The following is a 14,335-nucleotide window of genomic DNA, read 5'->3' as shown; positions in this document are numbered from 1 at the left end:
GGAGGAGGCATTTTATGAAGAAGATTTTAAGCTTGATGCTGGTACTATCGCTTCTGGCATCAGTAACGCCTGTTTATGCGAATGTAGCAACAGAGTACAATTATATGTTTGGTGTGAAAACAGGAGGAAACGATGACGGCGGAACAGGTGATGAGATTCACATGGGCGTGAGTACCTATGAATCTGGACTAACCTCTGATCATGCAGCAAATCTTGGCGGAGCTCCCGCTTGGTCTGATATAAAACATACCTTTAAAATGCAAGATATTCCACCATGGAGAATGAATGAATTCGTTTTTTGGCTGGTGGGCAGTAATGACTGGTACGGTGAATCTGTGGATTTGTATCTTCCCTATCTTGAGGGGAATACCAATCCAGAGAAGGTAATGACCATTCCAATACACTCATGGACAAAAGGCAAGGACAGACTGTATCATGACATTTCGGATGTAACCAAAAGAAAATTCACCGATATAGGTTACGTTGACGAGCTTGGAGGAGAGTTCTATCTGGATGCGAATTCGTCAGGCTCTGAACATGCAGAGTGGAACAAAAAAGTCAGAGATCAATATGGTTACTATGACATTATGCAATATGAGGATGCTCCTGTATTCAGCTATACTGTTTCGGACGACGCTGTAGGCAGGGATTGGTTAACATTCCAGGAACCAACCAAAACAAAAACGTTTCAGCTGGATATTGACCGCAAGAAGCTTCACGACCAAATGGTTGCACAGAACAAAGCAGAGATTTCGCTAACCTACAGGGTGGCGCTGCTTGCCCAGTCTACCAATGCTGAAAGCCTTGGGGGGACCTTTGCCCATACAAGCTCAGGAGATCCCGAAGTTAAAACCTATCTAACAACAAAGATAGGGCAAGCGGATTACTATTATAAAGATGTAACTTATACGTTCTATCGTAGTATATATAATCTCGGTAACCCCGATATCAATCAGACCGTTACCTACTCGCCGAGCCAGGACAACCGATATCTGAATCGTAAATTGACAGATGTTAACATCACAGTTGAAGCGGTTTCCATTCATAAAAAAGCCATGACGCAAGAAATTAAAACGGAGCTGATCACCAACTTCCAAGCCACGCCTTCGTTATATATTGGGAACAGTACGGAAACACCGCTTGCCGACCTTACCATGACCAAACTGCAGGGCAGTGACGGCAAACCAAACGGCAAACTTCAGTTCACCGGACAAGTGCCGCTGGATGTTAGTGCAGTTGAAAGCGAGGGCATAAGGCTTCAGCTTGATAAAGTATCTACCTATCTAATGAAAAAGGGACGCGCTCAGGCCTATTATTTAGAGAATCCAACTCCAGAATCACCGACATCACAAAGTTTTTATTTCTCGACTCACAAAGTGGACACAAAAACACCAACTGTAAGAGTGACCGATAAAAATGGAAATGACCTGGTGGGGGCAGATTCCATTCAAGGCAACATCAAAAAGCTGCATGAATTTTATATGGTTGCCAGCGAAACACTCTATCCAGACGGAAATGTCGCCCACAGCGAGTCGAATCAAAACTATTTTAATTATGAGTTATACAAGAAAACCGGTGATTCCTATGAACCGGCCATGACCCGAATAACAAACTTTGACGGTACAGGAAACAGAGCAACAGTTACCGCACCTATTAACACGCAGGTTATCAATGGCGTTAGCCTAAAACTAAGTCCAATTGATCGGGTGGAAGGCGAATTTAAGCTTCGGCTGTATGGATGGGATAAAGCCGACAATCCGCTGGGCGGAGAGGCCGGATATGCAGAAATTGAAAACATCAAAATTGATAATCTGGCTCCGCGAGTGACCGTAACCGAAACGGTACATCCGCAAGATGCACAGCTTCGCAAAAGAAATGACTATAGCTTTGAAATGAACGACCTTGAGCAAAGCAATAACGGCTGGTCAAGAACTTATTATACCTTTATGAACGGGATGACGGCGCCGCCTGACACGCCAATCAATCAAATTAAAGCTGCCTCCGCAGAAATTGCTTCAACTCAAGGCACATGGGCATTCGTAGACTCAGAAGGTGATAGCACAACTGCCATTCTATCTATTCCAAAAGGGGACAACTTTGAGGGAACTCTCTATTATTTCACAGTAGACTCACTGGGGAACGATTCTAGAAACGAGCAAGCCTCAAGATACTATAAAAAACCTGTGAGTATTCTCAATGGAAATGTTACCGACACACTGATTACGGAGGATTCCAGTCTTCCAAAGCCGCATTTTGACATTAGCTTTGACGTAAGCAATCCAAACCTTGAAACGAGTTACCGGTGGATTTCTGATCCTGGCAATGACAAAAGCTTTACACAAAAATTTAGAGTGTATGGATCAAGCGATGATGTTGGTGCAGCTGAAAAAACTAATCTTGCCGGAACCAAAGTTTTGATGGACGGGAAATATATACTGGAATATCGTGTGAAAAATAAACAGTCTGGTAACACTGCCGAATTTTCACAAGTATACACGTATGACGCCTATTCCCCGGAGATTAAATATACCGCAATAAGTCAGCACGATCATTTCAAATCATCACAACAGTTTAACGTGAAAGTGACAGATCGCAGTGGAATTGCAAGTGCATATTACTATTTATCTAAGCCAGACTCAGAGATCAGAATGGAAGATATGCCAAACTATCCGCTGACTCTGACAATGGACAGTGACAATATAGCCCAGGTTAATCAGACCTTGACCCTGACAGGACTTCCAACAGGTGCGTACAGCATTGTTGTTGTGGCACAAGATCCGCATGGCAGAGTAAGCAAAAAGGTTTCCCCATACTTTGGCATGAGGTCAGAAGCTGTGATCATTGACACATTGAACTTTACGGAGTCAAAGACTGTAAACGGAATGGGTACAACAACGGATGGAACCTATAGTGTCTATGCTGTCTTGAATGAACCGCATGTAGCATGGACTTCTGATAGCGCATTGAAATATCAAAACCCGGTATATTATGCAACAACGGACGGCATGCCAACAGATAACGGCGCTTTAGTTCCTGAGTTTACAGCGAGCAACAATTCCGGCGGGAATTATGCCTTTACACTCGACACACCGGTTCCGCTTCAAGAAGGTGTCAACACCATCTACTTCCAGTTTGGACTCATCAATGCTCCTGCTGACGACAAACCTGAATTTTTAACAGAAGCAAGACCGCTCACCATTCTTTATGATAGCCAGGCACCAACCTTTGAATTGCCGGACTATAGCACCATTCAGCCAACAAACGCATCCGTGACAGCAACAATCATCGCAAGTGATGCTGGCACAGGGATTAGCAAACTGACAGTTGCACCAGAGGATGCAGACAAAATCACAGTTTCTCCATATACAGACGGTGCATTCACAGTAACGGTAAGCGAAAACATCACAACAAAACTGATCCTGTCTGATGAGCTTGGAAATCGTGTTCTTGTTCCTATTTCCGTATCTAACATTGACCGGGCAGCTCCATCTGCGCTTGCTTCAAGTAACATCGTGAACAAAGGAGCAAGACAAGATGGTGTGGTTACAGTTGATGTCTCAGACAAGAACGATACAACCGTTTCATTCGCGCTTATTCAAGACCCGGCAGACAACCATATTCTAACCGAAGCGGACTATGCGTTGTTTCAATCAAGCCATTCCGTGGAAATGCAGAGTAGTCCGGTAATCATTAATGGCGAAGGCAACAAACAGAGAACCTACACCATTGACTTGAAGGGGCTTAGTGGAAGCTATGCCATTGGGGTCAAAGCCGTCGACACAGCAGGAAATGTAACTGAAAAAGTGTTCTTTGACTCAAAACTGGACCTGGTTGACGCGGAGGCATCCATTGTAAGTGTCAGCGCAAACCCTGCAACAACAAAAACCACCGCAACGGTTAGCGTTTATTTTAACGTTCCAGTCACCGTGATGCCTAACGCACCTGTAGAGGGTGATGTTGTGGGTGAAATGGCAAGGTCGAACCTTCTGTATACAGGACTTCTAACAACATCCGCAAACTATGTAATGGACTACGAGGTTGTTATTCAAAACAATAATACAATCAGCCTCTATATTCAGGACGAGGTTGGAAGGGATAGCGTTCTAGAATTCACACCTGATGTTAATTTCGTTACAGGATTTGACATTTCAGGTCATGTAGAGAAAAATGGTCAAACGCTCCAAAACGGTGGGTTTATATCCTATAACCAGGGCGACAAGCTGTATTATATTGTCGTTCCGGATCCAAAGTATTCCGGACAATATTTCTTTGTTGAAAATGCAGTGTTATCCGGATTAGAACTCAATACAGAGCTAAGTGTTCCGGACCCTTCATTTACAGAAGAAGAAGGAAGAACAGCTTATTCAAAGCTGGTATTCGAAGCGCTAAGAGACGGAAAAACAACAAAATCAGCTTATTTCGAGTCATACACGGCAGAAGGTATGGAAGCTGACCGGATGGAAGCTGAATATGTTGCCATTACTGTGGTTGACGAAACTGCACCTGTTGCCAAGGTGGACTATTCAAGCACAGAGTCAACCAACCAAAATGTTACCGCAACACTTTCTGTCTATGACCCGGAAAGCGGGATATTAAAACTTGAACGTTCGTATGACGGCATAAGCTTCAGCCCCATTGACTCTGTTGTTTCGCATACCGAAACCTTCGAGCAGAATGCAACGGTATATTTCAAAGTGACAAACAAAGCCGGAATAGCAACGGTACTGCCGGTCACAGTCTCGAATATTGATAAAACGCCAATTACGCAAGACAAGCACTACACGGTGGAATACAGCTATGAGAACTATCTTGGGAACTGGGTTCCAATCACAGAAGGAAAAGCCTATAGAAGGGTTATGGCAACGCTCAAGTTTACCGGAGGCGGAAAAACTCTTTCGATGACAAACAACAACGCAGCCTTCTCAAGGACTCTAACTGAGGATAATAACACCTTCACATTTGAGTTTAGGGATCAATCGGGCAACACAGGTTCTCATACGGTTAGCTATAAGCAGTTTGATAATACCATTGGCCGAACATCCTATGTGTTATCCAATATGGCCAAGACGAACCAAAATATCTTTGCAACGATCACTTTAACGGATGATTCAGGTGAAATCGCATTCGCAGAGGTGAAGAAGGGCGATGTGGTCTATCCCTTCAAAGGGGAGCCGCTTGAGAATGAATATGTCGTTGAACTGGACAGCTCAGGAATTTATAATGTGACAGCCTATGACTACGCTGGAAACCGTTGGATGACTCCGATCACCGTCTCAAACATTAACAAAATAGTGCCAACTGCAATTGCAAAAACGTACAGCACGCCACCAACCACCATTACTGCACAAAGCGTGAATGTGGAGTTGACCCAGTTCAGCAAGGATATCAAAACGATTACAGTCACCGGTGTAGAACCTACCGGAAGCCTAACTGCCAACGATATCGTACATATCCCCGGCACAAAAGCTGTTCGGTTTAGAAAAAATGGTACAGTGTCCATGTTCTTTGTTGACGACTATGGCAACGAAGGACAGGAAGTGATTACCATATCGAATATTGTGTCCACACCGCCGCAAATCAAAGCCACTGCCACATTAGCTGAAGATAAGCTGAGCGTGAATGTAACCTTTGACCAAATCCGTGACAGTGACGGCGTTCCGCTGGACATTCTTAGAAAACTAACAGAGCTTACCGTTTCTTATCGTGGATATGAACATGCACTTCTGACTGAAGTGAAGGACGAGTCCGGCGATGCCCTGTCCTATAAAGAGGCAGTAATCAACGTTAAAACTAACGGGGAGCACGTCTTTCAAGTTAGGGACCAAACAGGCATCACGCAAAAAATTCTTGTAACGGTTGAAGGAATTGAAGTGGGCGGCCCAAGGGTTAAAGAAGTTCGCTGGACATACAAATATCTCGAAAAGAACCAAAGCGGCGAATGGGTGGAAAAGGATCATCAAAACAAGATTGTTGTTGGTGTTGACACCTCTGGAAAAGAAGAAGGATATGTTGTGGGAATAGACAAGAACCCGGCAACGAACCAGAATGTGAATGTCACAGTAATGACTGACAAAGATGCTAAATTTGTGGGCGGAAACGATCCTTGGGAACAAGAGAAGTCAATGAACTATAGAGAAAATGGACTTTACAATTTTAACCTTGAAGGAAGAACAGGGACCTATACCTCGTATGGTGTCGACATTGGTCTAATCGATAAAACACCCCCAGAGCTAAAACTTAAAAATGGGGAAGAGCTAATCTTCATCGAAGGCATGACGCCTAAAAAAGATGCCTCCATTGCCTATGACAAGTCCAAGCTTCTAGACTTCGAAGCATGGGATATGGTTGCGGGTAAAAAGGTGGACCTGACGAACCGGGTCACCATAAGCTATGGAGCAGGCGGACGGGTGTTTAACCCTGACAACATCTCGGCAAATGAATTTGTCCGCTCGAACCCGTACTATATCGACTATACGGTAAGAGATGATGCAGGGAATCAGACCACTATTCGCCGAACCGTTCGCCTGGTAGGCCTTTATGACACCATAGCCCTTGTGAACGGCGTGATGCCAGACAGTTCCAATGCTGCGTCGGTTCTTGGAAACAAAGTTGAAATCTCATTAAAAAACTTTTCCGGGATCTCGTATGCACGTTATGAAAAAGGTGTCTTAACACAAGGTCAGATGAAGACAAAAGGAATGGTCCTGCAGGAGAAAAGCGGAGTGTATACCCTCGATAATGTTACGAGCGGCTGGTACACCGTATATATCCAAACGGATAAGCGCGACTATTTCAACATTCATGTATATGTCTCAAATCAAGGAGGGAAATAGGCAATGACGTTCTATAGAACAATGAAACGCAGCGTAGCTGCAGCTATTATTCTATCTATGCTTTTCACTTTTGCAAGTTTCCCTGTTCATGCTGACGCTAGCAATGCGGATTATTCCATTGCGAACGAATTTATGAAATATTCAATCAATTCAAAAACGGGTGGTTTCTCCATTGAAACCATTGACGGTCATCCACAAAAAGCGTTTGACAACAACCTTCCGCTTCTTTATAAGGAAGATACGGCAAGGAGCAATGGAACATCCTTCACAACCGTTCGTATCGACGGAAAGGATTTTATTTTCGGTCAGGAATATGGCTGGTTTGGAATCGATACCAAGCTTCATGAACCTGTCGTTTCAGAGCAAAACAGGCTTTTAACCATTGCATGGGACATTAAGGGCTATACCATCACACAAAAGGTGTCCATTTCGATAGACCCTAACAATTCAAGGACTGGTAACATTGGTATCTCATATGATGTGAAAAATAACAATGCCACAGCCGGAACGGTGGGGATCCGGCTTCTTTTAGACAACGCGCTTGGTTCAGAAATTGATGCACCTTATGTGTTGGTTAATCCGTCGCAACCGACAATCGTTGAAACCGAATATAGCGGTGACAACCTTCCGCAGCAAATTAGATATGTTGATTCTCTTTCAGCTTCGAACAAGACGGCTTATGCCCTCTTGTCCGGCTGGAGCGGCAACAAGGATGTAAACGTTGATAAAGTGATTGTCGGGCACTGGATTAATCTTGCAAACACAAGATACGATTATACACCAAACCCTAGTGTTGACTTTACGAATTACTCCAACAAATATTTAGTTCCTGACACTGCAACGGCTTATTATTGGAATGAAAAATCAATTGAGCCAGGTCAAGTCAGAATTTCTGAAATGCTCTATGGTATCGGTAACTTTGCTGAACAAACCAAAAAGGAGCATGTATCCATAGGGATCCACACTGAAAATGTATTACTTACTAACGACAAAAAAGCTTATGAAAACAATGGTGTTATTAAAGCAAATGTAGTCATTGACAATAGTGTCTCAGGAGCAAAAGAACTTATAGAACCCATTGTGAAGCTTAGCCTCGAAGAGGGACTTGTGTTTGCAGCCACGAATACACGGGAATACACGGTGAAGATTTCGGGCGGTCTCAACATTGGAACGGTGTTTGATATTCCGGATGTTGACATTATTGCAGAGACACAGTCTATGATCACATCAAAACGTCTGGTCGTTTCTTTAAACGCAACAGAAATAATTGATGCTAACACCAATAAAGTGGTTGACTATAGTGCAAACACAAACATTTTGATTCCAGCAGTGGAAGGAAAGCTCCCGGAAGTTTCAATGAAGCATGTTTTCCCGGCGGCAGTTTATTATGAAGGCGACAAAAATATCACCGTTTCTGGCGATATGAAGGTTCTGATGGAGGCCCTTTCGGGAAGTGACGGATGGAGTCTGTACCTTGTTCCATCATCCAGCGCTGAGGCTGTTCTGATTGACAAAAGAAAAATAAGTTTTGTTGAGGAAGGTCAAACGCTTGCCTTCTCAACGAATCAGACGTTGGCGGTTGGAAAGTATGACATTGAATTTAGATTTACGAATCAACAGCTGATCGATGCCTTCGGTACAAAAATCCAAGCCACAACTAAAGTGGACGTCACCAATAAAATAGCGGATAAAAGTGCAAGCTACGGTATTGTTTCGCTAGTCCGATTCACAGACGCTGCAAACAACAGACAGTTATATGATTATATTAGTTTTACAAACGAAGATGTAATGAAGAAATTTATATCCGGCGGCGTGAAAAAAGATGGCATTCTTCACAAAGAAATAGCATTTGAAGAAAATAAAACAGAAATTCTGTTGACCCTTCGCGGAAAAATCAGGCTTATGGATACGGGTAAAGAAAAATATTACTCTGCCAGCAGAGCCGATGGCGATATTACCATCAACAGCATCCTGACCTATGACAGCAACGAAGCTCTTAAGATGACCGTTGACAACAAGGGTGCAAAGCTAGAAGGCGATGGCACCGTCAAAGTGATCAACTCGATTAATATTTGGCATAATAAGTGGCATTTCGAAGTGAACAATGGAACTAAATATACCCTGGATCGGGAGGCTGTTGCCGAGAAGACTGCTCAAGCATTTGAACTTCAGCTCGGAGATGCCGGTTCTATGATGCAAAATATTGCAGGGTTCTTGATCAATATTAAATATGGTGTGATGACCCAGGACGATGATGATTTCGGAATCAGCTTCGGCGGTAGAATTTCAATGCCGTTAAAAGCTGCTGATCCATCTAAGGGTGAGGAGCATTATGATTATAAAGGCTCGCTAACAGCGAACGTTCAAGATGTTCTCTATGGCAGTAAAGACAGCAAAATTGGTTTTGTTGGCATTAACACAACACTGTCTGTAGCCCTGCCCAAAGATATATTAGGCCCGTTAGTAGGAAACGAAGCCGGTGTTAAGGCGGATATAACCATTAATACCATTGATGATATTTATAGCATTGATGCCGGTGTTTCAGTTACCATGCTGGAAGTAGAAGGGTCACTGGCACTGAAGAAGGTTCCTATTAACGAAGTTCCCAAGATGATGCTTGATAAGCTCACCTTCTTTTTAGCGCCAACTACAATGAAGGTTCCTGTGGTTGCACCTTATGTATTTATCACAGGCCTTGGCGGAGGAATTTCGAACCTTGCAGACACCGTTGCCGGAGACCCGGCAGGCGAACTTCCACCCCTCACCATCCACCTTCAAACAAGGCTTTTAATTAATGCCATTATTGTAGGTGACTTTAAGCTGGATGCTAAACTATCCGGTCTTGCCATAGAAGGCAGCGGCCACTTGGAGAAAGACGAAGAGGGAAGGCTTCTTAATATTCAAGCGGGAATGAATGTTCAATGGATCTCGCCGTTTCAGCTTAATGCCTTCGGCAGCATCAGTATTCATGCCGGAGCCATTCGTGGCGGTATAACGATTAAAATTACGGAAGATTATTTTTATGGTTATGTTTACGCAGGGCTGTTCATTCCAGACTCCATCCCGCTGCTTGGGGGCAAGGAGATCGCAGGAGTTGAGGCAGCAGTCTCATCTGACTTTGTGGGTGCAAACTTTAAGGTCATTGGGGTGAAGCTTGGCTTTATCTATTATTGGAACGGTGACCTAAGCTTTGGCGGGTCCATCGACCTCTCCTCAAGAGGAGATGCCGTTCACTATGTCCACTCGGAAGCGCTGGACGAGAGCGGCAACCTTGTGCCAACCACCATGATCTATGGAACGAATATGAGAAGACTGAGTACGGAGGCCATCGCTAAGACAAGGGCCGGGAATGGGGTTACAAAAGAGATTAACCCGACAACAAAGGATGCACTTCTCTTTGAAGTTCCACTTCGCGGTTTAATCAAGCCTTCTGCATCAGAAATCATTGTCACCAATCCAGATGGAAAAAAATTGACAATGGTTGAAGACGATAACAAGGGCAACGGTAACTATCTTGTTCAATCTTTAGATGGCACTAACTATTTATACATTTCAGTCACTGATCCCTCTCTGATTGTTGCGGGGAACTGGTCCATTTCAGTTGCAACACCTGATGTTTATATAGACAACTTTGCAGTAAACAGTGTTGACTATATGCCAGAGCTTACAGGGATTAGTGCTTCTACTAGCAATAATACAAGCCGTGATATTAATGTTTCCTGGACTATGGACAAGCAAAGCAAATATTCGGGTGCACTTAATGTCTATGTTACGAAAGACCCGTCCGTCATGAAAACCATCGAATCCGCAAATATTCAAGATACTTCATCATTAATTAGTATTGGCAACCTGGAGTTAGATGAAATTGAATCAGGTTCTCATGTGTTCACGCTTCCTGAGTCCTTCCCTGAAGGGAAATATCATGTGGTGGCAATGCTTGTTAACCATCAAGGCGGAATGAGCAAGAAAATCACTTCTTCAACATTCACTTTCACAAATCCATTGCTCCCTCGAAACCCGAAATCCGTTTCTGCGGTCTACAGCGGTGACGGCTATGTGAAGGTAAATATAACGGGAAGCGACGAAACTGCAACACATTATCTCGTGGCGATCCAAGACGAGGATGGGGTTGAGGTCGAGAATTCCTTTGGTCAATTTAAAGTGGGCAGTGACATCATTCTAAAACCATTGGAAAGCCAAACCAACCAGCCTCTATTAGAGGAAGGCAAGACTTATTTTGTTAAAGTGCAGGCTGCCAGAATTGTGGAGTCTCCCCTGAAACAGGCGGAATATTATCGTTCAACCGAAGTTGCGTCATCGCCAAGCTTTGTTATGCCTTCAACGGCTAAACCTCAGCTTGTAAGCATTGAAACAAACGTTGACCGGTCGAAAGATCTCTATTACTTAAACACTGACCAATTTAAGGCGACGTACACCTTCGACAGACCTGTTAAAATGACCTTAAATCTTAACACCGAAGATAAAAACACGCCTCAAGAATTTAAGAAGGTCTGGTCATTTGAAGAAAGTCTTGAAGACGGCCAGCAGCTGGTTGACTTTATAGCGGTTGCTGAAAACCGTGACACCCTCCAAGGCAGCAGGTCATCAGGGGCTATTGGATTTACTGTTGATACAAAAGCACCTGCGTTACTCCTTGATGAAGATGTTCAAACCAGCCTTGATAAGGAAAACGTTGATAACACTGTCAGCAATCAAGTTGTTTTTGTTGGCGCAGACTCAAGCTACAGCTTCCGTGGTCTAACAGATCCATCCGCAACATTAACGTTAGACGGCACTTCAGACGGAATTGTTATCAGTCCGGACGGAACCTTCGTTGTCAATCGTAAGGCCTCGAGTGAGGACCCGAACCAAACCCTGATGCTTAAAGCGGTTGATGATGCCGGTAACGAAACGGCTGTTCCAGTGTATCTTGTGAATCGTGTTTTGTCAGAGTATGAAAGCATTAAACTAATCTCTGACCTGGAAGGCTCCGAGGATCAGCCTGATTCGATCGAGCTTGGCATAGGCGGGACAACGGCGCTTTCTGTGAAAGCTCTCCGCACAGTTAACGGTACCGTTCTAAAAGCAGAAGACGTTGTGTGGGACGTTCTTTATAATCAGAACATCATCAGACTCTCACAAGACGGGACCATTGAAGCATTGGCTCCAGGCGAAACTGCCATCAAGGTTAGTTATAGACTTTCTGCCTTTGAAGGCCAGGACGGGAAGACGGTCTATAAAGAACTGTCAGACGTTATCAAAATCAAAGTAAAAGATTATGGTTACCGTTATGAAGTTCGTCAGACACAAGGGTTCTCGTTGTACACCATATACACTGAAATGAACATGGGCAAGGCAACGGTTGTGATTGGAGGCAACAAACAAACTTTGTTATATGACAATCTTAAGAAAGCATATATTGGTGCTTCAAAGGAGCTTGTCACAGGCGAGCAATTAACAGCCAAGCTTGGTTTTGAACCAACGGTGAAATCTCCTGTTCTTCTGCGTGGAGACACCGATGGTAGTGGTGCTATTGATAAAATCGACGTTATGGCAACATTGAATGCTATTTTAGACAATGTTTACAACGGTTTTAGTTCTGTAGAAAATTGGATGAGAGCTGATACAAACGGTGACGGCATTGTTGATATTGTAGATGCGCAGCTCACACTAATGGAGGCACTTAAAAGATGATCAAATACTTAAAAATCATTTTGTGCATCATGCTTCTAGGGGCTGCCCTACCATCATATGCCTATGGCGCAAATGATGCTGCAGACCTTAGTTATCGTGTGGACATCACAGTAACAGATAGCTCAGGTTCCTTGAAATCATCATTTAAAGTCGGAGAAAAAATATTTGTTAAGCTTAGTCTTTCCTATACGGGTGCCGGAAGGGCACCTGTATATGGCTTTCAAGGAAAGCTGCAGTTTGATTCTTATGTACTGGAAAATACCGGTGTGAATGTGGAAAAGGACATTTCAATGAAATATTCCGATGGTGCCATCAACTATGTCTATCTGGATATGACCGCCAAGGGAAAAGAGGATTCCATACTGAAAAATATTGGAACGGCTGTATTTCAAGCTAAGAACAGCGGCACGTTCAGTATTTCTTCAAGCAGCTTCATTCTAACCAACAAAGATGCGACACACCGGTATATTGAACCGGTTGAAGATGTGCAAATTATTGTGGGCGATGGAGTAAAGGACCCCTCAAAATCTCTATTATATGAAGACATTGTTGCTGCAAAAGCTTTACTTGCTTCAGTTACTATTGCGGATAATCCCAAAACCATCTACTATCCGGATCATTGGTATCCGACAAAATCCGCTCAAACATTGAGAGAGGTGATTGCCGGGGCTGAGGCTGTTTTTGATAAAAAGGATGCGCAGGCTTCGGAAATCTCTGAAGCAATAGAGAAGCTTAGCATGGGCGTTTCCGATTTCGAGAACTCCAAAATTGTCGGCCCGAAACGTTGGGCTGCTCCGGCCGACAATACCACAGTTAATAACACCGCAGTTGATCTGTACTATTCCGTTAAAGCTTCTGTTAAAGGCGGAAATGGCAAAATTGCCGAGGGCTTTGAAGCTCAGACCATTCGTGCAACAACCTCTGCGACCATCAGAATGATTCCGGATGAAGGGTTTGAGACCGAATATATCTTTGTCAACGGTGACAAATTTATAGGCCATGACATTTACACCATTCCAGAGGTTAGCCGTGACACCATTGTGGTTGTTACCTTTGCGAGAAAAACTCCTTTTACAGATATAGCACATGACGATTGGTTCTATTCTTCTGTAAGATATGTTTACAACAAAGGACTATTCACGGGAACTTCTGAAACGGAATTCTCACCCTCCGGGAAAATGAGCCGTGCGATGCTGGCCACTGTAATCTATCGTATGGAGAATAAACCGAATGTTACATTTGCAAATGTATTCTCTGATGTTCAAAGTGGCCGTTGGTATTCAGATCCGGTGATTTGGGCCAATCAAAGCAAAATTGTTAACGGGTATGATAAGGGTAAATTTGCTCCCAATGATGCCATCACCCGTGAGCAAATTGCTGTTATGCTGCATAGATACGCAAAGGTTAAAGGTGTTGACCTTCAAGCTAAAAATTCAAGCCTGAACTTCAAAGATGCAAATAAAATTTCAGGTTATGCCAAAGAGTCCATTACTTGGGCTGTGTCCAAGGGCATCATGAAGGGCAACACGGATTTGACTATAAATCCTTCGGGTCTGGCAACCAGAGCAGAGGTTGCCACTATGCTCGAAAGGTTTAGTGAATTGAACTGAATTTCAAATAAATACAAACCGCCCCGAAATATTTATCTCATCAAATAAAAAACCGCGAAGCCTTGCTGCTGCGCGGTTTTTCTCTGTTTGTCCTCTAAAGTTTTCATTATTCTTTTATTCCCTTCCTTTAGACTCGAATATACAAGATATGATTTTGTCTATGAGAAAAATCTCAAAGATTGTCGAAAACAAGGGTGC

Annotated in this window: 3 protein-coding genes; all 3 read left to right on the top strand. The window is 43.5% G+C overall.

Translation table 11 applies throughout. From position 1 onward, the window contains the following. Positions 1-14 precede the first annotated feature (14 nt). From MHH78_RS31060 to MHH78_RS31050, 3 genes are read left to right on the top strand one after another with little or no spacing between them, the layout of a single operon-like run. Positions 15-6,833 carry a hypothetical protein gene (locus tag MHH78_RS31060; RefSeq protein ID WP_341169958.1) on the top strand — a complete coding sequence of 2,273 codons (6,819 nt, stop codon included), beginning with the start codon at positions 15-17 and terminating at the stop codon, positions 6,831-6,833. Between the two features lie 3 nt (positions 6,834-6,836). Next, entirely contained in the window at positions 6,837-12,527 is a 5,691-nt protein-coding gene (locus MHH78_RS31055; RefSeq protein WP_341169957.1) for a dockerin type I domain-containing protein, read from the top strand. Beyond that, positions 12,524-14,137: an S-layer homology domain-containing protein gene (locus MHH78_RS31050; RefSeq protein WP_341169956.1), complete on the top strand. Its 1,614-nt coding sequence runs from the start codon at positions 12,524-12,526 to the stop codon at positions 14,135-14,137. The genes MHH78_RS31055 and MHH78_RS31050 overlap by 4 nt, the downstream gene beginning before the upstream one ends. Positions 14,138-14,335: the final 198 nt, after the last annotated feature.

Source organism: Paenibacillus sp. FSL H3-0333, from assembly GCF_038002805.1.
Lineage (GTDB): Bacteria > Bacillota > Bacilli > Paenibacillales > Paenibacillaceae > Paenibacillus_AQ > Paenibacillus_AQ silagei.
The sequence above is the reverse complement of the archived record's forward strand: the minus strand, read 5'-3'. Positions and strand labels throughout refer to the sequence as shown.